The sequence below is a fragment of the Geodermatophilus sp. SYSU D01045 genome (assembly GCF_054050295.1).
Map to the genome: position 1 here is coordinate 11852 of NZ_JBJGZB010000020.1, position 21508 is coordinate 33359.

Annotated in this window: 20 protein-coding genes and 2 tRNA genes; 16 read left to right on the top strand and 6 right to left on the bottom strand. The window is 78.0% G+C overall.

Going from position 1 to position 21508, the window contains the following annotated elements; translation table 11 throughout:
* The first annotated feature begins 110 nt into the window (after nt 1-110).
* The gene (locus ACI798_RS16845) at nt 111-749 is read left to right on the top strand and encodes a hypothetical protein (RefSeq protein ID WP_457048452.1); all 639 of its coding nucleotides are present in this window, start codon (nt 111-113) and stop codon (nt 747-749) included.
* A 30-nt stretch (nt 750-779) separates the two neighbouring features.
* Here the strand turns inward: ACI798_RS16845 and ACI798_RS16850 are convergent, their stop codons facing one another.
* The gene (locus ACI798_RS16850; protein ID WP_457048453.1) at nt 780-2222 is read right to left on the bottom strand and encodes a phosphatase PAP2 family protein; all 1443 of its coding nucleotides are present in this window, start codon (nt 2220-2222) and stop codon (nt 780-782) included.
* Nucleotides 2223-2296: 74 nt separating this feature from the next.
* Nucleotides 2297-2827 carry a CGNR zinc finger domain-containing protein gene (locus ACI798_RS16855; RefSeq protein ID WP_456942224.1) on the bottom strand — a complete coding sequence of 177 codons (531 nt, stop codon included), beginning with the start codon at nt 2825-2827 and terminating at the stop codon, nt 2297-2299.
* 90 nt (nt 2828-2917) lie between these two features.
* Here ACI798_RS16855 and ACI798_RS16860 point away from each other — a divergent pair, with 90 nt between their 5' ends.
* The 5 genes from ACI798_RS16860 to ACI798_RS16880 all read left to right on the top strand — a co-directional run bounded on the left by ACI798_RS16860 (nt 2918) and on the right by ACI798_RS16880 (nt 6801).
* Entirely contained in the window at nt 2918-4120 is a 1203-nt protein-coding gene (locus tag ACI798_RS16860) for an MFS transporter (RefSeq protein WP_457048454.1), read from the top strand.
* A gap of 93 nt (nt 4121-4213) precedes the next feature.
* Nucleotides 4214-4302 (top strand) — tRNA-Ser (locus tag ACI798_RS16865).
* A 218-nt stretch (nt 4303-4520) separates the two neighbouring features.
* On the top strand, nt 4521-5360 hold the full coding sequence (locus tag ACI798_RS16870; protein WP_457048455.1) for a class II glutamine amidotransferase: 840 nt from the start codon (nt 4521-4523) through the stop codon (nt 5358-5360).
* Between the two features lie 32 nt (nt 5361-5392).
* Nucleotides 5393-6610 (top strand): carboxylate-amine ligase, encoded by a 1218-nt coding sequence (locus tag ACI798_RS16875; RefSeq protein ID WP_457048456.1) that lies wholly within the window; start codon nt 5393-5395, stop codon nt 6608-6610.
* Nucleotides 6611-6728: 118 nt separating this feature from the next.
* Nucleotides 6729-6801 (top strand) — tRNA-Arg (locus ACI798_RS16880).
* A gap of 72 nt (nt 6802-6873) precedes the next feature.
* Here the strand turns inward: ACI798_RS16880 and ACI798_RS16885 are convergent.
* The gene (locus ACI798_RS16885; RefSeq protein ID WP_457048457.1) at nt 6874-7365 is read right to left on the bottom strand and encodes a DUF6194 family protein; all 492 of its coding nucleotides are present in this window, start codon (nt 7363-7365) and stop codon (nt 6874-6876) included.
* A gap of 63 nt (nt 7366-7428) precedes the next feature.
* Between ACI798_RS16885 and ACI798_RS16890 the strand changes: the two genes are divergently transcribed.
* Complete coding sequence (locus ACI798_RS16890) at nt 7429-8169, top strand: MerR family transcriptional regulator (protein WP_457048458.1); 741 nt, start codon at nt 7429-7431, stop codon at nt 8167-8169.
* 121 nt (nt 8170-8290) lie between these two features.
* Here the strand turns inward: ACI798_RS16890 and ACI798_RS16895 are convergent, their stop codons facing one another.
* The 3 genes from ACI798_RS16895 to ACI798_RS16905 form a co-directional block, all read right to left on the bottom strand.
* Nucleotides 8291-9136: a universal stress protein gene (locus ACI798_RS16895; RefSeq protein WP_457048459.1), complete on the bottom strand. Its 846-nt coding sequence runs from the start codon at nt 9134-9136 to the stop codon at nt 8291-8293.
* Nucleotides 9133-10557, bottom strand: coding sequence for an amino acid permease (locus tag ACI798_RS16900; RefSeq protein ID WP_456942217.1), 1425 nt, complete (start codon nt 10555-10557; stop codon nt 9133-9135). Before ACI798_RS16900 ends, ACI798_RS16895 begins: the two co-directional genes overlap by 4 nt.
* Nucleotides 10558-10621: 64 nt before the next feature.
* The gene (locus tag ACI798_RS16905) at nt 10622-11938 is read right to left on the bottom strand and encodes an alpha-hydroxy-acid oxidizing protein (protein WP_457048460.1); all 1317 of its coding nucleotides are present in this window, start codon (nt 11936-11938) and stop codon (nt 10622-10624) included.
* A gap of 264 nt (nt 11939-12202) precedes the next feature.
* Between ACI798_RS16905 and ACI798_RS16910 the strand changes: the two genes are divergently transcribed.
* The 9 genes from ACI798_RS16910 (at nt 12203) to ACI798_RS16950 (ending at nt 21503) form a co-directional block, all read left to right on the top strand.
* Entirely contained in the window at nt 12203-13120 is a 918-nt protein-coding gene (locus ACI798_RS16910; protein WP_456942215.1) for a hypothetical protein, read from the top strand.
* Between the two features lie 25 nt (nt 13121-13145).
* Complete coding sequence (locus ACI798_RS16915; protein WP_456942214.1) at nt 13146-13643, top strand: MarR family winged helix-turn-helix transcriptional regulator; 498 nt, start codon at nt 13146-13148, stop codon at nt 13641-13643.
* A gap of 93 nt (nt 13644-13736) precedes the next feature.
* Nucleotides 13737-15227 (top strand): HAD-IIIA family hydrolase, encoded by a 1491-nt coding sequence (locus tag ACI798_RS16920; protein ID WP_456942213.1) that lies wholly within the window; start codon nt 13737-13739, stop codon nt 15225-15227.
* Nucleotides 15224-16249, top strand: a complete 1026-nt coding sequence (locus ACI798_RS16925; protein ID WP_456942212.1) for a glycosyltransferase family 9 protein — start codon at nt 15224-15226, stop codon at nt 16247-16249. The genes ACI798_RS16920 and ACI798_RS16925 overlap by 4 nt, the downstream gene beginning before the upstream one ends.
* Entirely contained in the window at nt 16246-17226 is a 981-nt protein-coding gene (locus ACI798_RS16930) for a glycosyltransferase (RefSeq protein ID WP_457048461.1), read from the top strand. Before ACI798_RS16925 ends, ACI798_RS16930 begins: the two co-directional genes overlap by 4 nt.
* A complete protein-coding gene (locus ACI798_RS16935) occupies nt 17223-18467 on the top strand; it encodes a glycosyltransferase (protein ID WP_457048462.1) in 1245 nt (414 codons plus the stop codon). The genes ACI798_RS16930 and ACI798_RS16935 overlap by 4 nt, the downstream gene beginning before the upstream one ends.
* Before the next feature lie 20 nt (nt 18468-18487).
* Nucleotides 18488-19168 (top strand): D-sedoheptulose-7-phosphate isomerase, encoded by a 681-nt coding sequence (locus ACI798_RS16940; protein ID WP_456942209.1) that lies wholly within the window; start codon nt 18488-18490, stop codon nt 19166-19168.
* Nucleotides 19165-20550, top strand: a complete 1386-nt coding sequence (gene rfaE2, locus ACI798_RS16945) for a D-glycero-beta-D-manno-heptose 1-phosphate adenylyltransferase (RefSeq protein WP_457048463.1) — start codon at nt 19165-19167, stop codon at nt 20548-20550. The genes ACI798_RS16940 and rfaE2 overlap by 4 nt, the downstream gene beginning before the upstream one ends.
* An 8-nt stretch (nt 20551-20558) precedes the next feature.
* Nucleotides 20559-21503, top strand: coding sequence for a glycosyltransferase family 9 protein (locus tag ACI798_RS16950; protein ID WP_457048464.1), 945 nt, complete (start codon nt 20559-20561; stop codon nt 21501-21503).
* Nucleotides 21504-21508: the final 5 nt, after the last annotated feature.

Below are 21508 nucleotides of genomic sequence, written 5' to 3' on the forward strand. Positions count from 1 at the left end.
TGCCCCGTGCCCGCCCAGCGGTCCGGGACACCCTGATCGGAACCTAGTGATCGGCGTCTCCCCGCGCTCGGTCAAACCTCCCCGGGCCGGGGGTGCGGGAGGATCGGCCGGTGCACCCGACGGCCCGCTCCGAGTGGCGGCCCGCGTGGTGGGTGCTCCTGCTCGGGCTGGTCGCGGTCGTCCTCTTCGGCGCGGCCCTGGTGGTCCGGCTGCACTGCGGGGCGGGGCCGTGCGCCGGGTCCCCCGTGGGCCGGCTGCTCGACCTCGACGCGGTCGGCGGGCTCCCGCGGCTGTTCACCACCGGCGTCTTCGTCACCGTCGCGGCACTCGCGGGGCGCGCCTGCCGACCGGTCGCCGGCCGGGCCCGGCTCTGGTGGGCTGCGGTCGCGGCAGCCGGGCTGACGCTGGCGGTCCTCAAGCTGGACAGCACGCACTCGGTGGCGGAGGCCGGGACGTCCCCGTTGACGGCGCTGCTCCTCGGTCTCGCCGTCGCCGCGCCGTCACTGGGGCTGCTGGCGGTGGCCGGACGGGCCTGGCGCGTCGCCGCGACCGTGCCGGTGGTGGCCGCGCTCGCCGGCTACGCGGTCGCCGCGCTGGGCCTGGACGCCGTGACGCACCTGGTCGAGGCGCTCGCGGGCGGCGCCGGGGCGGCGGCGACGTTCGTCGAGGAACTCGGCGAGGCGCTGGCCGCGGTGGCGGTCCTGGCCGTGGTCCGCTCCGGGACGGCGGCCGGTCGTCCGGGTCGCTGAGGGCGCAGAGGCCCGCCCGCGGCACGGGGGTCAGGACGTGCGGCTGCAGTACACCGTCAGCGGCGCGCGCTTGCCGAACACGAACGACGACGACGCGGCGCCCGTCTCGCCGTCGTAGGCGACGCGCTGCGGGCCCGACCAGAGGTGCACGTGCAGCTCCGGCGTCGCGAAGGTGGCGTAGCCGGAGCTGCGGTCGCTGACCCCGAGCAGCGCGCCGAGCACCGCCCGCGTGCGGCTGAACGGCACGTCGGCGCGCAGGTACTGCACGTCGAGCAGGCCGTCCTCCAGCCGCGGCCGCCACGCCGGCGCCAGGCCGCGCGGGGTGTAGCGGCAGTTGCCCACGAACAGGATCCAGACCTCCACCGGCCGCCCGTCGAGCACCATCGACACCGGCGTCCCGGTGCGCAGCACCCGCGCCGCCGCCACGGCGGTCGCGGTCCACCGGCCCAGGCGGCCCTCGAGCGCGTCCCGGCGCCGCACGAGGTCCGGGTAGACGCCGATGCTCGCGGTGTTGAGGAACGGCACCCCGTTGACGTCGGCGACGTCCACGCACACCGCCTGCCCGGCGGTCACCGCGTCGGCGGCGTGCTCGAGCGTCTCCACCCCGAGGTCGCGGGCGAAGTGGTTGAGCGTCCCCGCCGGCAGGACGGCCAGGGGCAGCCCGGCCTCCAGCGCCACCGCCGCGGCGGCCGCCACGCTGCCGTCGCCGCCGGCCACGCCGAGCGCCGTCGCCCGCCCCGACCGCGCCGCCTCCTCGAGCAGGTCGCCCACGCCGCACCCCTCTGACGCGCTCAGCACCTCGGCGCCCGGCAGGAGGCGGCGGATCTCCTCGACGGGGTCGTAGCCCTCCGGTCCCGACCGCGGGTTGACGGCGACCACGAGGCCCTTCCCGTCGGGCAGGGCGGGCGCGCTGCGCGCGGGCCGCACGCGCGCCGGCTCGGTCGGGCGCACGGGCCACCACCGCCGGCCGGCCAGCGCCACGCCGGCCCCGATGGCCAGCCCCGAGACGACGTCGCCGGGGTAGTGCACGCCCACGTGCACCCGCGAGTAGCCGACCGCCACCGCCAGCGGGGCCAGCGCGGCCCCGGCCAGCGGGTCCTCCATCGCCACGCCGGTGGCGAAGGCGGCCGCGGACGACGAGTGGCCGCTCGGGAAGGAGAGGGTGTGCGGCGCCCGGTGCAGCCGGCGGTCGGTGGCCAGGTTCGCCAGGTCCGGCCGCACCCGGCCGAACAGCCGCTTGAGGACGGCGTTGACGATCCCGCTGGCCACCGCCAGCGACCCCACGCCCCGCAGCGCGCCCCGCCGCAGCGACCCGCGGCGCAGCCCGAGCACCAGCGCGATCGCGAACCACAGCTTGCCGTGGTCGGCCGCCCGGGTCAGCCGGCGCAGCCAACGGTCGGCCGGGCTCGCGGGCAGGGCGCCGACGGCGGCGTGCAGCCGGGCGTCCCAGTGGCGCAGCCGCAGCGGGGTCACCCGCCGGACGCTAGTGGAAGGACCCCTCTGTCCCCACCGCTCGCAGGCTCGCGGCGGGACCCTGCACAGGGGCCTCAGGCCTTGCGGCGGGCCCGGTAGGCGGCGACGGTCGAGCGGCTGGCGCAGGTGTTCGAGCAGTACCGGCGGCTGGCGTTGCGCGAGGTGTCCACGTAGACGTCGTCGCAGCCCTCGGCCGAGCAGACGCCGAGCCGCTGCCACCCGTGCTGGGCCACCACGTGGGACAGCCCCATCGCCACCGTCGTCGTCAGCTGCTCGAGCGCGGAGGCGTCGGGGCGGGCGTAGTGCAGGTGGAGCTCGCCGTCGTGGTCGGTGGCGTAGGGGTGCGGCCGGGCCAGGGCGAGCAGCTCGTTGAGCCGGGCGATGACGTCGTCCTGCGACCCGGCGACGGCGACCGCGCGGACCAGGTCGGCGGTGGCGGCGGCGCGGCGGGCCTCGGCGGCGGAGAGCTCCAGCGCGGTCTCGGGGGTGAACCACTCGTCGTGGGTGCGCAGGAACGCGGTCCAGTCCGGGTCCGCCGCGCGGTCGGCGTTGGCCAGGTCGATGGCCAGCTCCACCGCGTTCGACCCGTAGGTGTCGTAGTCCATGTGACTCCCTACCGCCCTGCTATCGTCGTAGGGGGTCAACGGGATTTGACCCCCTACTGTTCCCCTTGCGATCAGCTAAGTGAGTTCGTCGTGCGTTCGTACCTGTCCGTCTGGCGCCTGCCGTCCGCCCCCGTGCTGCTGCTCGCCGGCTTCGCGGGCCGGCTGCCCTCGGCGATGGTCCCGCTGGCGCTGCTGCTCATGGTGCAGCAGCAGACCGGTTCCTACGCCGCCGCCGGCCTCGCGTCGGCGACCTACGGCCTCGCGATGGCGGCCATGGCGCCGGTGCTCGGCCGGCTCGCCGACCGGCGCACCCCGCGCCCGGTCCTGCTCGCCCAGGCCGGCGCCTACCCCCTGCTGCTCGCCGTGCTCGTGGCCGTCGTCCTCGGTGGCGCGCCGGTCGCGGTCGTCGTCACCGCGTCGGCCGCGGCCGGTGCCGCGACGCCGTTGGTGTCGGGCACCGTGCGGGCGCTGTGGTCGCGGGTGGACCCGCGGGTGCGCGGCACCGCCTTCGCCCTCGACGCGACCGCCACCGAACTGGTCTTCGTCGCCGGCCCCACGCTGGTCGCCACGCTCGCCGTCCTCACCGGCCCGGCGTGGGCGCTCGGCGTCGCCGGCGTGCTCGCGGTGGCCGGCGCGCTGGGCATCGCGACGTCGCGGGCGCTGCGCGACTGGGCGCCCGTGCCGGCCGCCCAGCGCACCAGTCCCTTCGCCACCGTGCTCGCTCCCGGCATGCCGCGGGTGCTGGTCAGCGGCTCGGCGCTGATGCTCGGCTTCGGCGCGCTCGAGGTGGCCATCCCGGCGTTCGCCGACGCCGCCGGCTCGCCCGGGATGTCGGGGCTGCTGCTGGCGCTGTGGTCGCTGGGGTCGGTCGCGGGCGGCCTGTGGTTCGGCGCCCGGGTGGTCAGCGCCTCGCTGCCGCGCCAGTACCGGTGGCTGCTGCTCGGCGTCACCATCGGCCTGGCGCCGCTGGCCGCGGCGTCGAGCCCGTGGGTCCTCGGCGCGCTGCTGTTCCTCGGCGGGACGGCGATCGCGCCGACCCTCACCGTGCAGAACTCGCTGGTCGGCTCGCTCGCCCCTGCGCACGCCACCACGGAGGCCTTCACCTGGCTGTCCACGATGGCCACCGGCGCCTCGGCGGTCGGCGCGGCGCTCGGCGGTGCGCTGATCGACGGCCCGCACGGGGTGACCGGCAGCCTGGTGCTGGCGGTGGCCGGCGCCGCCGCCGCGGTGCTGGTGACCCTGCTGCCGGGCCGGCGCGCGGCGTCGTCCCCGCGGGAGCGGGTGGCCGTCTGACCCCGCGCTCCCGGCGCGGACCCCGGGCCGGGAGGGCCGCGGAGGCCGCTGGTAGTCTCTGCTCCGGTGGTTCCGGGGGAGACCCGGACCCCGGGAGGCTTCGCCTAGTCCGGTCTATGGCGCCGCACTGCTAATGCGGTTTGGGTTAACCCCCATCCCGGGTTCAAATCCCGGAGCCTCCGCGCACGACAACTGCACAGCACGCACCCGCAGCCCGACGGGCGGAGCCCCCCGGCTGCGGACCCCGTGCTCAGCGCGACGCCCGGTCCCCGGACCGGGCGTCTCTGCGTCCACCCGCCCTCGCGGGCGGGTGCCGCCGTCGCCCACGCCTCCCGGCAGAACCGACGCCTCATCCCCGGCGGGGGAGGCGCGACGCCGCCCCGGGCGCTGTCATGGCGCCATGTGCCGCTGGCTCGCCTACTCAGGGAACCCGGTCCTGCTCGAGGACCTGCTCTACCGGCCGGCGAACTCGCTGGTCGTGCAGAGCCTGCACTCACGGCTCGGGGTCGAGACGACCAACGGTGACGGCTTCGGGGTGGGCTGGTACGACGGCCGGCCCTCGCCCGGGCTGTTCCGGAGCACGGACCCGGCCTGGAACGACCGCAACCTGCAGGAGCTCTCCGCGCACGTCGAGGCCCCCCTCGTGGTCGCCCACATCCGGGCCTCGACGGGGACGGCGGTCCAGCAGACCAACTGCCACCCGTTCCGCCACGGCACCTGGCTGTGGGCGCACAACGGCGCCCTGGCCGACTTCCACCGGGTCAAGCGCGACCTGGCGCTGGCCGTCGCCCCGGAGCTGTTCCCCGAGATCGAGGGTTCCACCGACTCGGAGCTGTTCTTCCACCTCGCCCTCACCTTCGGCCTCCAGGAGGACCCGCCCGCCGCGGTGGCCCGGGCCGTGGGGCTCGTCGAGGAGGTCGGCCGACGGCACGGGGTCGACTTCCCGGTCCAGATGACCGTGGTCACCACCGACGGCGAGACGCTGTGGGCCTTCCGGTACTCCAGCGAGGGGCGGTCGCGCTCGCTGTTCACCAGCACCGACGTCTCGACGTTGCGGGCCCAGTACCCGGACAACCCGCTGCTGCACCGGGTGACGGACGACGCCCGGCTCATCGTGTCCGAGCCGCTGGGTGACCTCCGGGGCGCCTGGCACGAGGTCCCCGAGTCCAGCTGCGTGGTCGTGCGCGGCGGCCGGCAGGAGCTGCTCCCCTTCACCGTCGCCGCCCCGGCGATGGCGTGAGCCCGGCCCCCGCGAGGAGTCCCCGTGACACGGTGCCGGCCGGCCCGGCGGTCCCGGTGACGTCGTCCCCGGTGCCGGTCACCCCGCCGACCGGGAGCGCGGGCGCCGCCGGGATCCCCCACGCGGCGGCGACGACCATGGGCGTCGAGGAGGAGTTCCTCCTGCTCCGGCCGGACGGCTCGACCGTCTCCCTGGCGCCGGACCTGCTGCGCTCCCTGCCCGGCGAGGTGCGCCTCCAGCCCGAGCTCATGCAGTTCCAGGTCGAGAGCACCTCCCAGACGCGGACGGACCTGCGCGACGTCGCCGCGGACCTCGTCGGCACCCGGCGCGTGGTGGCCGAGGCGGCCGGGGAGCGCGGCGCCCTCCTGGTGGCCAGCGGCACCCCGCCCTCCGGCGTGCCCGGGCGCGTGGCGGTCACGGCCTCGCCGCGGTACCGGTCGATGCTCGACCGGTGGAGCCCGGCCGGGGAGGACGTCACCTGCGCGACGCACGTGCACGTGGGTGTGCCCTCCCGGGACCTCGGGGTGGCGGTGGTCGAGCGGGTGCGCGGCTGGCTGCCGGTGCTGCTGGCGCTGGGGGCCAACTCGCCGTTCTGGCGCGGCCGGGACACCGGCTGGGCCAGCTACCGGCACGTGGTCCTGCGGGCGTGGCCGACGGCCACGCTGGCGCCGCGGCTGCCGGACGCGGCGGCGTGGGACGGGGCGGTCGCCGAGCGGATCGCCGCCGGGGACGCGCTGGACCCGGCCAGCGTCTACTGGTTCGCCCGGCTCTCGCCGCGCTACCCGACCGTCGAGATCCGGGTCGGCGACGCCGCGCTCACCGTCGCCGAGGCCGTGCTGCTCGCCGGCCTCTGCCGTGCGCTCGTGGTCACCGCGCTGCGGGAGGCGGTCGCCGGCTGCCCGCAGCCGCCGTTGCCGGACGCGACGGTGGCGGCCTCGGTCGTCGCCGCTGCGCGGCGGGGGCTCGGCGGCCTGCTCCTCGATCCCACCAGCGGGCGGTGGACGCCCGGGCGGGACGTGCTGCCCGGCCTGCTCGACCACGTCGGGGCGGCCCTCGAGGAGGCCGGGGACGCCGACCTGGTGTGCCGGCTGCTGGAGGCGCGCCTCGCCGCGCGCTCGGGGGCCGCCCGGCAGCGGGCCCTGCGCCGGCGGGTGGGACCGCCGGGCTTCGTCCCGGCCCTCGCCGCCGCGACCCTGGCCGGTGACCCGGTCGGGTACGAGCCCCCGACTCCCCGGACCCCGGCCGACTGAGCCGGCCGGCCGCGGAGCCCGCTGCCCCGAGCCGCTGGTGCCCGCCGTCACGGGCAGGCCCCCGACGGCGGCCGTGCGGCACCCGCTACACTCGTTCCCGTGCCGCTCGCGCGGTGCCGCACCCGTAGCTCAACGGATAGAGCATCTGACTACGGATCAGAAGGTTAGGGGTTCGAATCCCTTCGGGTGCACGTCTGGTTGAGACAGCACAGCGACCCCGTCCTCTCCCGAGGGCGGGGTCGTCGTGTGTCCGGCCCCCGTGGTCAGGAGCCGGTGCGGGCGGGTCGGCCGGCGGTGGCGCGGCGGCCGTGGCGGGCCCGGGCCCGCGCGTGGGCGCGGGTCAGCAGGTCGCGCACCGTCGCCTCGGTCCGCGGCCCCGGGTCGACCACGCAGACCCACCCCAGCTCGCCGTAGACCGGGTGTGCCAGCACGGTGTCGGCCGCGTCCGGGGCGGGCTCGTCGTCGCCGACCGGCTCCCGCGGCGCCCGGCCGACCAGCGCGGTGAACTCCTCCCGCCCCACCCCGACGTCCACGCGGAACGTCCCGGGCCGGTCCAGCCGCGAGGACCGGTCACCGGGCAGGTCCTTCGTCACGACCGTCGCGAACGGCTGCGTCCGCGGCACGACGCCGTCGGGCGCCCAGTAGAGGAAGACGTCGCCCCAGGCCGCCTCCGGCGAGCCGTCGCCCGGGCCCGGCCGCAGCACCAGGACGCCGCCCAGCGAGGTGACGTGCCCGATGATCTCGTCGATGTCCACGCCCTCGAGCGTGGCATTCAGGTGCACGTGGAGGGTCGGGCCCGAGAGGACGGGGAGGGACCGGTGCGGAGTCTCCAGTCGGCCCTGCGGACGGTCGACGTCGCCCGGCGGGCCGGGTGCTCGGTCCAGCACGTGCGCGACCTCGAGGCCGCGGGCGTGCTGCCCGCGGCCGGGCGCACCGCGTCGGGGTACCGCGTCTTCACCGAGGAGCACGTCCGCGCCGCGCTGGCCCACCGCGCGCTCGCGGGCGCCGTCGGCCCGGTGCACGCCGCGGAGCTCCTCCGCACCGCCCACCGCGACCCGCCGCGGCTGCTCCGCCTCCTCGACGCCGCCCACGCCCGGCTCGACGCCGAGCGGCGCGACCTGGCCCTCGCCCGGGAGGCCGCGGAGCTGATCGCCGGCGAGCCGATCCGGGACGTGCGGCCCTCGGACGCGATGGGCGTCGCCGAGCTCGCCGCGGCCCTGGGCGTGCGCCCGTCGACCCTGCGGCACTGGGACGCCGAGGGGCTGGTCAGCCCGCGGCGGGGAGCCGGCGAGGCCCGCCGCTACTCGCCGGCCGACGTCCGGGACGCCCGGATCGTCCACCAGCTCCGGCGGGCCGGGTACCGCATCGGCCCGCTCCGGGAGCTGGTGCCGCGGTTCCGCGAGGCGGGGCGGCACGACGACGTGCTCGCCGCGCTGGCCGCCCGGGACGCCGACGTCGACGCCCGCTCCCGGGCGCTGTTCGAGGGGACCGCCGCGCTCGCCGCGCTGCTCGGCGCGGGCGTCGCGGGAGGAGGTCGAGGGGCGGGGGGCCGGTCCTGACGGTCTGGCCGCGTTGGTCGGTCCACCGAGCTGTCGGTGGCCACTCGATTGCCGGCTGCCCCCGCCCACGTCCACTGTGAGCGCCGTCACAGGAGGCGTCAACCCCGCCCGGGCGTGTCTCTCAGCCCTCCGTGCCGCGGGGGACGACGACCACCGGGACCGGCGCCGCGCGCACGATCCGGGTCGCCGTCGAGCCGAGGAACACCCGCGCCAGGGGGCCCAGCCGGGACGAGCCCACGACCAGCAGGTCGCCGTCGGACCACCCCGCGGCGGACACCGCGCCCGGCCACCCCGCGCCCCGCGCCACCTCCGTCTCCGGCGGGCCGGGCAGGCCGGCGGCCACCCGGTCCAGCTCCTCCCGCGCCTGCCGGGCCCACGCGGAGCTCACCTCGCGCTCGACGTGCAGGCCGGTCTCCGAGGGCAGCAGCGGGTCGCGCTCGGGCGCGAAGGTGACCAGGCGCAGCGGCACCTCCCACGCGGCCGCGGTGCGCCGCGCCCAGGCCAGCGCCGCGCGGGAGCGGTCGGTGCCGGCCCACGCGCAGGTCAGCCGGGTCACCCGCCCACCCGGCGCGCCCGCCCGCGCGGCCAGCGCCAGCGGCACGGGGGAGGAGCGCAGCAGGTGCTCAGGCACCGCGCCCTCCCGGCCGAGGACCAGCAGCGTCCCGCCGACCTGCCCCACCACGGTGACCAGCCCGGCCGGCACCGACGGCGCCTCGACGGCGACGGTGCGCACCTCGGCCACCCCGGACTCCCGCAGGGCGTGCGCCGCCCGGCCCTGGCGGGAGCGGACGACGTCGGCGACCCACGTCCGGTACTCGTGGTCCACCCGCGGGTCGGGGAAGCCGCGCGGGACCACCGTGGCCACCACGACGTCGTCCCCGCCCGTGCGGGCGAGCGTCGCGGCCAGGTGGAGGTGCGCCGCGCCGCCGTCCTCGAGGTCGGCGGGGTGGCCGACGACGAGGGTCACCGGGGCGTCCGCAGCGCCGAGTGGGTGCGGGCGTAGGTGGCGTAGACGACCGCGGCGACGGCCAGCCAGCCGGCGAACAGCGCCCAGGTGATGCCGGGCAGCCCCCAGATCAGGTAGAGGCAGAAGGCCACCGACAGCACCGGCACCACCGGGAAGCCGGGCACCCGGAAGCCGCGCGGCAGGTCGGGCTGGGTGCGGCGCAGCACGACCACCCCGATCGACACCACGGTGAAGGCGACGAGCGTGCCCATGCTGGTGAGGTCGACGAGGAAGTCCAGCGGGACGAACCCGGCCAGCAGGCCGACGAACAGCGCGACGGCGACGGTGCCGCGCACCGGCGTCAGCGTGCGGCGGTCGACCTGGCTGAACAGCGACGGGATCATGCCGTCCCGGCTCATCGCGAACAGGATCCGCGTCTGGCCGTACATGGTCACGAGCGTCACCGAGAAGATCGAGACCACCGCCCCGGCGGCCAGGACGACCGCCGGCCAGCGCGACCCGGTGACGTCCTCGAGGATCACCGCGAGGCCGGCCTCCTGCCCCTCGAAGGCGCCGGCGGCCTGGGCGCCGACCGCGGCGAAGGCGACCAGCAGGTACACCGCCGTCACCACGACCAGCGCGCCGATGATCGCCCGCGGCAGCGTCCGGCGCGGGTCGCGCACCTCCTCACCCGCGGTGGAGACGGCGTCCAGGCCGATGAAGCTGAAGAAGATCGACGACGCCGCGGCGCTGACCCCGGCCACCCCCAGCGGGGCGAACGGCGTGAGGTTGCCGGCGTCGAAGGCGGTGAACGCGACGGCGGCGAAGAACAGCAGGACGCAGACCTTGAGCACGACCATGACGGCGTTGGCCCGCGCGGACTCGCTGGCCCCGCGGACCAGCAGCAGCGCGCACAGCGTCACCAGCACGATCGCCGGGAGGTTGACCGCGCCGCCGGCGCCGGGGGCGGAGGACAGGCTCTCCGGGATCCGCACCCCGACCGTGTCGTCGAGCAGCTCGTTGAGGTACTCGCTCCAGCCCACCGACACCGCCGCCGAGCTGACCGCGTACTCCAGCACCAGGCACCAGCCGACGACGTAGGCGACGACCTCGCCGAGGGTCGCGTACGCGTAGGAGTACGACGAGCCCGCGACCGGGATGGTGGAGGCGAGCTCCGCGTAGCAGAGCGCGGTGAACCCCGCGGTGATCGCCGCCAGCACGAACGAGACGACGACGGCGGGGCCGGCCTCGGGCACCGCCGTGCTCATCACGAAGAAGATCCCGGTGCCGATGGTGGCGCCGATGCCCAGCCCCATGAGCTGGCCGACGCCGAGGCGTCGGGCCAGCGCCCCGCCCTCGGGCTCGCCGGCGCCGGTCTCCTCGACCATGAGCGCGACCGGCTTCCGGCGGAAGAGCTGGGAGCGCACGGTGGGAGCACTCACGCTGACCTCCTCGACGGCGGGTCGACCGCGCCCACCCTCCCCCTCCTGCGCGGGGGCGGCGAGTTCAGCCCACCCGGCGGAGCACCTCCGGGGTCAGCTCGGCGACCGAGGTGTGGCCGGTGAGGCCCAGCGTCAGGTCGAACTCGCCGAGCACGTCGGAGACGACCTGCCGCACGCCGGCCTCCCCGGCCAGGCCCAGGCCCCAGGCGTAGGGCCGGCCCAGCAGCACCGCCCGCGCCCCCAGCGCGACGGCGACGAACGCGTCCGCGCCGCTGCGGATGCCGCTGTCGAGCAGCACCGGCGCGCGGTCGCCGACCGCCGCGACGACGTCGGGCAGCGCGTCCAGCGCGGAGATCGAGCGGTCGACCTGCCGCCCCCCGTGGGTGCTCACCACGACGCCGTCGACGCCCTCGTCCAGCGCCCGCCGGGCGTCGTCGGGGTGCAGGATCCCCTTGAGCAGGATCGGCAGCCGGGTGCGGGCGCGCAGCCACGCGAGGTCGGCCCAGGTGATCGAGGGCCGCGAGTAGATGGCCTGGAAGGTCTCGACGGCGGCCCGCGGCAGCGGCGAGCGCAGGTTCTCCCGCAGCGGGCCGGGCCAGGCGCGGGCCATGCCGACCATCGCCAGCACCGCGGCCGGCGTCGGGCGCGGCTGGCGGTCCCGCCCGGCGGCCTGCCCGGCCTGGGCGGGCGCGGCGTCCCCGGCCTCGGCGACGCGCCGCTCCACCAGCCGCCGGAACACCGGGTCGGAGGTGTACTGCGCGATGCCCTTGCCGAGCGCGAACGGCAGGTGGCCGAGGTCCAGGTCGCGCGGGCGCCAGCCGAGCATCGTGGTGTCGAGGGTGACCACCAGCGCCTCGCAGCCGGCCGCCTCGGCGCGCCCGACGAGGCTCTCCACGAGCTCGTCGGAGGTGGACCAGTACAGCTGGAACCAGCGCGGCGCGTCGCCCATGGCCCGCGCGCAGGTCTCCATCGGCACCGACGCCTGGTTGGAGAAGACGAACGGCACGCCCAGCGACGCGGCGGCCCGGGCGACGGCGAGGTCGGCCTCCCGGTGCACCAGCTCCAGCGCGCCGACCGGGCCGAGCAGCAGCGGGGCGGGCAGGCGCCGGCCGAACAGCTCGACGGAGGTGTCCCGGGCGCTCACGTCGCGCAGCACCCGCGGGACGACGGCCCACCGGTCGAACGCGGCGCGGTTGGCCCGCTGGGTGGTCTCCGCCCCGGCGCCCCCGGCCACGTAGGCGTAGGCGCGGGCGGTCAGCCGCCGGCGGGCCCGGCGCTGCAGCGGCCGCGCGGTGGTGGGCACCAGCGGCGTGCGCCCGTACACCCCGGCGCGGTAGACCTCGTTCTGGCGGCGGCGACCGGTCCCGGCTGCTGAGTCCACGGGGTCACCGTAGTGACCCGGCTCACCGGTCCCGCCCGCCCCTCGGGGCACCCGCGGTCCCGACACGCCGGGCCGTTCCCCGCGACGCGCCGTCGACCCGTCGTCAACGGGCGTTCACGCACCGCATCATGGGGGAGCGCCGCCGCCGGGCCCACCGGTGCCGCGGCGTGCGCGACCGCTCGAGGGGGAAACGTGCCGGTCGGGTCCGTGCTCAGGCGCACGCCCCGCCCCGTCGTGCCGACGGGGCCCGCTCTCCTGTTCGCCGTGTCCGGCCTCCTGGCGTGTGGGGTGGCGCTCGCCGGCCCCGCGTCGGCCGCCGACGACCCGACCCGGCCCGACGCCCGCGTCACCCACGGGCCGAGCTGCCGCCCCGGCGGGGTCGCCGTCGAGGTGACGGCGGGGACGGTCGCGTACGCGGTCACGCTGGCCACCACGCGCACCCCCGGCGGCGAGGACGCCGCCGAGCTCGCCCCCGGCGAGACCGTGGTGCTGCGGACCGGGGACGTCGACTGGGGCGAGACGATCGACAGCCGGCTGGAGTACGCGGCGCTCGACGGCTCGGGGACGGCGTACGCCGACGAGCTCGACGGGTTCTCCTTCACCCGCCCCGCCGAGGAGGACTGCGCCAAGATCACCGCGCCGCCGTCCGCGGACGTCCCGCCGGCCCCGATGCCGACCCCCGTCCCGGAGCCCGGCGCGCCTGCGGGCGAGGCCGTGCCGATGCCGGTGCCGGGCCTGCCCGCCCCCGAGACCGCGCCCGGCGCTCCCGCCGACGGCCCGCACGCCGGCGCCTCGGTGTCGGCCTCGGCCGACCAGGTCGCGGCCGGGAGCGAGGTCGTGCTGAGCGCCGCAGGCTTCGGCGCGGGGGAGCAGGTCACCGTCAGCGGCCCCGACGGCACGGTGCTCGGGACCGCGGCGGCCGCGCCGGACGGCACGGTCGAGGTGGTCGTCCGCATCCCCGACGGCGGCGTCCCCGGGCCGACGACGCTCGAGGTGGTCGGGACCGACAGCGCGCGCACCGCCGCGGTGGACCTGCGCGTCGCCGCGGCGCAGGGACCGGTCGACCCCGACCCGCTGCCGCTGCCGCTCGTGGCGGCCGGCCTGGCGCTGGTCACCACCGCCACGGGGCTGGTGCTGGCCGCGGGTCGGCGGCGCCCCGCGGACCCGGCCGGGAGCGCCTGACGCGGACCTGGGCCACGATGGGGCGATGCGCCCCGACGACGTGCTGACGACCGGGATCCCGGCCGACCCCGCGGCACTCGCGGGAGCCGCGCCGCGCGCCGCGGAGACGTGGCTGCGGATCGTCCAGGTGCACGACCGGATCACCCACCGGGTCGACTCCGCGCTGCACCGCGAGCACGACCTGTCCCTCACCGGCTTCGAGGCGCTGCGGCAGATCGCCGAGGCGCCCGGCGAGCGCGCCACGATGGGCGAGGTCGCCGAGGCCCTCGGGCTGTCCCGCGCGGGGGTCACCAGCACCGTCGGCCGGCTGGTGGAGCAGGGCCTCGTCGTGCGCGAGCGGCGGCCGGGGGACCGGCGGCTGCTGCACGCGCGGCTCACCGAGGCCGGCCGCGAGCGCGTCCGCGCCGCCGCGGTCACCCACGACGAGCTCGTCGCGCACCTGCTCACCCTCCTGGGGGACGACGCCGCCGTGGTCACCGACGCGCTCGCCCGCGTGTCCGCGGCGACCCGCATCCGCCGCTGACGGAGGGCCCCTGCAGGGGCCGGGACGACGGCGTCCGGAGGAACTTCAAGCCCGTAGTGTTTGCGGGGCGTTCCGCCCGGGCAGGGCGCGATCATGTCCGTGAGCTGCACCGTCGTCGTGCCGACCATCGGCCGGCCGTCGCTCGAGGTGCTGCTCGACGCCCTGGCCGCCATGCCCGGCGCCCGCCCGGCCGAGCTGGTCGTCGTCGACGACCGCCCCACGGGGTCCCCGCTGCGGGTCGACCGGCCGGGTCTCCCCCCGGTCCGCGTCGTCCGCACCGGCGGCGGCGGGCCGGCCTGCGCGCGCAACCTCGGCTGGCGCACCGCCCGCACGGAGTGGATCGCCTTCCTCGACGACGACGTCGTCCCCGACCCCGACTGGTACGAGCGGCTGGCACAGGACCTCGCCGGGCTCCCCGCCGACGTCGCGGGCAGCCAGGGCCGGGTGCGGGTGCCGCTGCCGGAGGACCGCCGGCCCACCGACTGGGAGCGCGGCACCGCGGGCCTGGCCACCAGCTCCTGGATCACCGCCGACCTCGCCTACCGCCGCGCCGCGCTGGCCGCGGTCGGCGGGTTCGACGAGCGCTTCCCCCGCGCCTTCCGCGAGGACTCCGACCTCGCGCTGCGGGTCATGGACACCGGCGCCCGGCTGGTGCGCGGGCAGCGCTGGATCACCCACCCGGTCCGGCCCACCGACCGGTGGGTGAGCGTGCGGGTGCAGGCCGGCAACGCCGACGACGTCCTCATGCGCCGCCTGCACGGCCCGACCTGGCGGCAGCGCGCCGACGCCGCGGTCGGCCGCCGGCCGCGGCACCTCGCCGTCACCACCGCCGGGCTCGCCGCGCTCGGCCTGGCCGCCGCCCGACGTCCCCGCGCCGCCGCGGCCGCGGCGCTGGCCTGGGCCGCCGGCACCGCCGAGTTCGCCTGGGCGCGCATCGCCCCCGGCCCGCGCGACCGGGCCGAGGTGGCCACCATGGCGCTGACCAGCGCGGTCATCCCGCCGCTGGCCACCTGGCACTTCCTGCGCGGCGCGGTGCGGCACCGTCGCGTGACCCCGTGGCGCGGGCTGCCCGACCTGGCGCTGTTCGACCGCGACGGCACGCTGGTGCACGACTTCCCCTACAACGGCGACCCCGACTGGGTCCGCCCGGTCGACGGCGCCCGCGAGGCCCTGGACGCCCTGCGCGCCCGCGGGGTCCGCGTCGGCGTGGTGAGCAACCAGTCCGGCGTGGCCCGCGGGATCGTCACCCGCGACCAGGTGGACGCCTGCATGGCGCGGCTGGCCGAGCTGCTCGGGCCGTTCGACACGCTGCAGGTCTGCCCGCACGGCCCCGACGACGGCTGCGACTGCCGCAAGCCCGCGCCGGGGATGGTCAAGGCGGCGTGCGCCGAGGCGGACGTCGACCCGGCGCGGACCGTCGTCGTCGGGGACATCGGCGCCGACGTCGAGGCCGCCGCGGCCGCCGGCGCGCGCGGGATCCTCGTGCCCACCCCGGTGACCCGGCGGCAGGAGGTCGAGGCCGCCCCGCACGTGGCCGCGACGTTGACCGCGGCGGTCGACGACGTCCTGGCCGGCCGGTGGTGAGGCCGCGCCGGGGCACCGTCCTCGTCGCCCGGCTCGACAACGCCGGCGACGTCCTCCTCCAGGGACCGCTGGTCCGCGCCGTCGCCGCGTCGGCGGAACGCGTCGTGTTCCTCGCCGGTCCCGCCGGCGCCGAGGCGGCCGCGCTGCTGCCCGGCGTCGACGAGGTCTGGACCTGGGCCTGCCCGTGGATCCTCGGCGACCCGCCGCCGGTCGACCCCGCCGACCTCGCCGCGCTCACCGACCGGGTGCGCGTCCTGGCCCCCGACGAGGCGGTCGTCAGCACCTCGTTCCACCAGTCCCCGCTGCCGCTGGCGCTGCTGCTGCGCACCGCCGGCGTCCCCCGGATCTCGGCCACCAGCGTCGACTACCCGGGCTCCCTGCTCGACGTCCGGCACCGGGTCGACGACGACCTGCCCGAGCCCGAGCGGGCGCTGTCGCTGGCCCGCGCGGCCGGCTTCGACCTGCTCGACGGCGACGACGGCCGGCTCGCGGTGCGCCGCCCCCTGCCGCCGGCGCCGCACGATCCGGGCTACGTCGTGCTGCACCCCGGCGCCTCCGTCCCCGCCCGCGCCTGGCCCGCCGAGCGCTGCGCCGAGGCCGTCGAGGCGCTCGCCGACGCCGGCCACCGGGTGCTGGTCACCGGCGGGCCGGGGGAGCGGGCGCTCACCGCCGCCGTCGCCGGCACCCGCGGGACCGACCTCGGCGGGGCCACGACCCTGCCGGAGATGGCCGCGCTGCTCGACGGCGCCGCGGCCGTCGTCGTCGGCAACACCGGCCCCGCGCACCTCGCCGCCGCCGTCGGCACCCCGGTGGTCTCGCTGTTCAGCCCGGTCGTCCCGGCGGTCCGGTGGGCGCCCTACGGCGTCCCGACCGTGCTGCTCGGCGACCAGGACGCGCCCTGCCGCGACACCCGGGCCCGCGTGTGCCCGGTGCCCGGCCACCCCTGCCTCTCGTCGGTGAGCGCCGCCGACGTCGTCGCCGCCGTCCAGAAGGTCAGCACCGAGAAGGTGATCGCCGCATGAGGGTCCTGGTCTGGCACGTGCACGGCTCCTGGACGACGGCGTTCGTCCAGGGCCCGCACGAGTACCTGGTCCCGGTGACCCCCGACCGGGGGCCCGACGGGCTCGGCCGCGCGCGCACGTGGGACTGGCCCGCCTCGGCCCGCGAGGTGACGCCGGAGCAGCTGCGCGACGAGCACGTCGACGTCGTCGTGCTGCAGCGGGTGCGGGACCTGGAGCTGGTCCGCGAGTGGCTGGACCGCGAGCCCGGCCGGGACCTGCCGGCGGTGTTCCTCGAGCACAACGCCCCCGGACTGGAGGAGGGCGCCGCGCCGGTGCCCCACACCCGCCACCCGATGGCCGACCGCGACGACGTCCCGATCGCGCACGTCACCCACTTCAACCGGCTCTTCTACGACAACGGCCGCGCCCCGACGACGGTGGTCGAGCACGGCATCGTCGACCCCGGCGAGCGCTGGACCGGCGAGCTGGCCCGCGCCGCCGTCGTCGCCAACGAGCCGGTGCGCCGCGGCCGCACGGTCGGCGCCGACCTGCTGCCCGGGCTGGCCGCCGCCGCCCCGGTCGACGTGTTCGGGATGGGCCTGTCCGGCCTGCACGAGCGGTACGGGCTGGACCCCGGCCGGGTGGCGCTGCACGACGACCCGCCGCAGGCCGCGATGCACGCCGAGCTGGCCCGCCGCCGGGTCTACGTGCACCCCGTCCGCTGGACCTCCCTCGGGCTCTCCCTGCTCGAGGCGATGCACCTGGGCATGCCGGTGGTCGCGCTCGCGGCCACCGAGGTGGTCGAGGCGGTGCCGCAGGGCGCCGGCGTGCTGTCCACCCGGCCCGAGGTGCTGTGGGACGCGGTCCGCACCTACCTGCACGACGAGGACGCCGCCCGGCTGGCCGGCAAGGCGGCGCGCGCCGCCGCGCTGGAGCGGTACGGGCTTCCCCGGTTCCTCTCCGACTGGGACACCCTGCTCGAGGAGGTCACCCGATGAGGACGCACCGGGCTCCTGGCGCACCGCTGCGCGTCGACCTGGTCAGCGAGCACGCCTCGCCGCTGGCGGCCATCGGCGGCGTGGACGCCGGCGGGCAGAACGTGCACGTCGCCGCCCTGGCCGCGGGTCTGGCCGCGCGCGGCCACGAGGTCACCGTGCACACCCGCCGCGACGACGCGGACCTGCCCGACGAGGTGCCCACCGCCGACGGCTACGTCGTCGCGCACCTGACCGCCGGACCGGCGGAGGCGCTGCCCAAGGACGAGCTGCTCGGGCACATGCCGGCGCTGGCCGTCGCGCTGCGCGCCCGCTGGGCGGTGCGGCCGCCCGACGTCGTCCACGCCCACTTCTGGATGAGCGGCCTGGCCGCCGTCGAGGCCGCCGGCAGCCTGCTCACGCCGGTGCCGGTGCTGCAGACCTTCCACGCCCTCGGCTCGGTCAAGCGCCGCCACCAGGGCGACGCCGACACCTCCCCGGCCGGGCGCATCGAGCTCGAGCGGGACTTGTGTGCGGCCGTCGACCACGTGGTGGCCACCTGCAGCGACGAGGTGTTCGAGCTGCGCCGGCTGGGCCTGTCGCGCGACCGCGTGTCCATCGTCCCGTGCGGCGTCGACACCACCGTGTTCACCCCGCGCGGGCCCGTGGCGCCGCGCTCGGGCCGGCCGCGGCTGCTCGTGCTCGGCCGGCTGGTGGAGCGCAAGGGCCAGGAGGACGCCGTCCGCGCGCTGGCCGCCGTCCCGGACGCCGAGCTCGTCGTCGTCGGCGGCCCGCCGGCCGGCGCGGTCGACGCCGACCCCGAGGTCCGCCGGCTGCGCGCCGTCGCCGCCGAGGTCGGCGTCGCCGACCGGGTGTGCTTCGCCGGGTCGGTCGCCCGCGCCGACGTGCCCGCGTGGGTGCGCTCGGCCGACGTCGTCCTGGCCGTGCCCTGGTACGAGCCGTTCGGCATCACCCCGCTGGAGGCGATGGCCTGCGGCCGCCCGGTGGTCGCCACCGCCGTCGGCGGGCTGCAGGACTCCGTCGCCGACGGCGTCACCGGCGACCTCGTGCCACCCCGCGACCCGGCCCGGCTCGGCGAGGTCCTCGCCGCGCTGCTGGCCGACGACGCCCGCCGCGCCGCCTACGGGGCGGCCGGGGTGCGGCGCGCCCGCGCCCGCTACCGGTGGGCCCGCGTGGCCGCCGACACCGAGGCCGTCTACCGGCAGGTCCTGTCCACCCGGCGTCCCGTCGAGGCCGTCCGATGAGCGCCCCTGGAGGTCGCCCCGTGAGTGTCGCTCCCCACCATGCCCACGAGAGCACGGCCGGCGGGGTCGTCCCGCCCGACTCGTGCACGCACCTCACCGGCCGCGACCACGTCGCGTCCCTGCACGCGGCCGTGCGCAGCCTCGACGCCGCGGTCGACACCCTCGACCGCTGGGGCCGGCTGCTGGCCGACGTGCTGTGCGGGGAGTCCCGCGGGCGGCTGCTGGCGGCCGGCAACGGGGGCAGCGCCGCGCAGGCGCAGCACCTCACCGCCGAGCTCGTGGGCCGCTACCGCGCCGACCGGCCGCCGTTCTCGGCGATCTGCCTGACCGCGGAGACCTCCTCGCTCACCGCGATCGCCAACGACTACCCGGCCGACGAGCTGTTCGCCCGCCAGGTCGAGGCGCACGGGCGAGCCGGTGACGTCCTGGTGCTGCTGTCCACCTCCGGCCGCAGCCCCAACGCCGTCGCCGCCGCCCGCCGGGCGCACGAGTGCGGCATCACCGTCCTGTCGATCACCGGTCCCGCCCCGAACCCGCTGGCCGCGGCCTCCGACGAGGCGGTCTGCATCGACTCCCCGTGGACGGCGACCGTGCAGGAGTGCCACCTGGTCGCGCTGCACCTGCTGTGCGCCGCCTTCGACGCCGCGGTGCTGGCCGAGCCCGCCCGGGTGCCGCAGACCCGCCTCGGGATCGCGAAGTGAGGCCGCTGGTCGTCGTCGGTGACGCGCTGCTCGACGTCGACCTGGTCGGCACCGCGTCGCGGCTGACGCCCGACGCGCCGGTGCCGGTGGTCGAGGACCTGGAGACCCGCGAGCGCCCCGGCGGCGCGGCGCTGGCCGCGGTGATCGCCGCGCAGGCCACCGACCGCGAGGTCGTGCTGGTCGCCCCGCTCGCCGACGACGACGGCGCGGCCCGGCTGCGGGCGCTGCTGGCCGGGCGGGTGCGGCTGGTCGCCGTCCCGGCCACCGGCGGCACCGCGGTCAAGCGGCGGGTGCGCGTCGGCGACCACTCGGTGGTCCGGCTGGACAGCGGCGCGGCCGCCGTCACCCTCGGCGAGCTGCCCGAGGAGGCGCGCGCGGCCGTCCGCGACGCCGCCGCGGTGCTGGTCGCCGACTACGGGCGCGGCACCACCGCCGACCCCGCCGTCCGGGCGCTGCTGGCCGAGGCCGGCGGGCCGGTCGTGTGGGACCCGCACCCGCGGGGTGCCGACCCGGTGCCGTCGGTCCGGCTGGTGACGCCCAACGGCTCCGAGGCCGCCCGCGTGGCCGCGGTCGCGGGCGTGCCCGCCGACGGCGACGGCCTGGCCGCCGTCGGGGCGCGGGCCGAGGCACTGATCCGGCACTGGGGCGTGGGCGCGGTCGTGGTGACCCTCGGCGCCCGCGGCGCGCTGCTGTCCTACGGCGAGGGCGCGCCGATGGTCGTGCCCGCCGTGCCGGTGACCGGCGGCGACCCGTGCGGCGCCGGCGACTCCTTCGCCGCCGCGGCGACGCTGGCCCTCGCCGACGGCGCGGTGACCGGCGAGGCGGTGGCCGCGGCGGTCGCCTTCGCCGGCCGGTTCGTCGCCGCGGGCGGCGCCAGCAACTGGAACGGGGCGTGGGACACCACCGCGGTGCCGCAGCCGAACGTGGCCGCCGAGGACGGCGTGTCCGCCCTGCTCGCCCGGGTGCGCGCCACCGGCGGCACGGTGGTGGCCACCGGCGGCTGCTTCGACCTGCTGCACGCCGGGCACGTGGCCACGCTGCGCGCCGCCCGCGGGCTCGGGGACTGCCTGGTCGTGTGCATCAACTCCGACGACTCGGTGCGCCGGCTCAAGGGCCCGTCGCGGCCGCTGGTGACCGCGGCCGACCGCGCGCGGGTGCTCGAGGCGCTGGAGTTCGTCGACGCCGTCGTGGTGTTCGACGAGGACACCCCCGCCGAGGTGCTCGACCGGCTGCGGCCCGACGTCTGGGCCAAGGGCGGCGACTACGCCGGCGCCGACCTGCCCGAGGCCGCGGTGCTGCGGCAGTGGGGCGGCCAGGCGGTCGTCCTGCCCTACCTGGACGGCCACTCGACCACCGCCCTGGTCGAGCGCTCGCGCGTCTAGCGGCGGGAATGGCCATCTCCGCCGCCTCCGACGGGCGGCCGGTGGCGGTCGTCCTGCGGCCGCTGGGGCTCGGTGACCTGCTCACCGGCGTCCCGGCGATCCGGGCCGTGCGGGCGGCCGTGCCGGACCACCGGCTGGTCCTCGCGACGACGGCCGCGCTCGCGCCGCTGGCCGGGCTGGTCGACGCCGTCGACGAGGTGCTGCCCGCCCGCGAGCTCGAGCCGCTGGACTGGTCCGGGCCGCCGCCGGAGCTCGCCGTCGACCTGCACGGCAAGGGGCCGGCCTCGCACGTCGTCGTCGCCGACCTGCACCCGCGGCGGCTGCTCACCTTCGCCAGCCCCGGCTACCCGGGCCCGGTCTGGTATCCCGACGAGCACGAGGTCCGGCGCTGGTGCCGGCTGGTGTCCGAGGGCCTGGGCGTGCCCGCCGACCCCGACGCGCTCGACCTCGCCGTCCCGGACGTGCCGCCGGTGGTGCCCGGCGCCGCGCTCGTGCACCCCGGGGCGGCGTTCCCCGGCCGGCGCTGGCCGCCGGAGCGGTTCGCCGCGGTCGCGCGGTGGCTGGCCGACGCCGGGCACGACGTCCGCGTCACCGGCGGGCCGGCCGAGCGGGAGCCGGCCTGCGCCGTGGCGCGCGGGGCGGGACTGTCCGACGACGCGGTGCTCGCCGGGCGCACCTCCACCCTGGAGCTCGCCGCCACGGTCGCCGCGGCGCGGGTGGTGGTCAGCGGCGACACCGGCGTCGCGCACCTCGCCACCGCCTACCGCCGGCCGTCGGTGGTGCTGTTCGGCCCGGTGTCCCCGGCACTCTGGGGCCCGCCGCCGCGCCCCCAGCACGTCGTGCTCTGGCACGGCGACGGCACCGGCGACCCGTGGGGCACCGAGCTGGACCCGGCCCTGGCCGAGGTGACCGTCGACGAGGTGACCGCGGCGCTGGAGCGCCTGGACCTCTAGCGGCG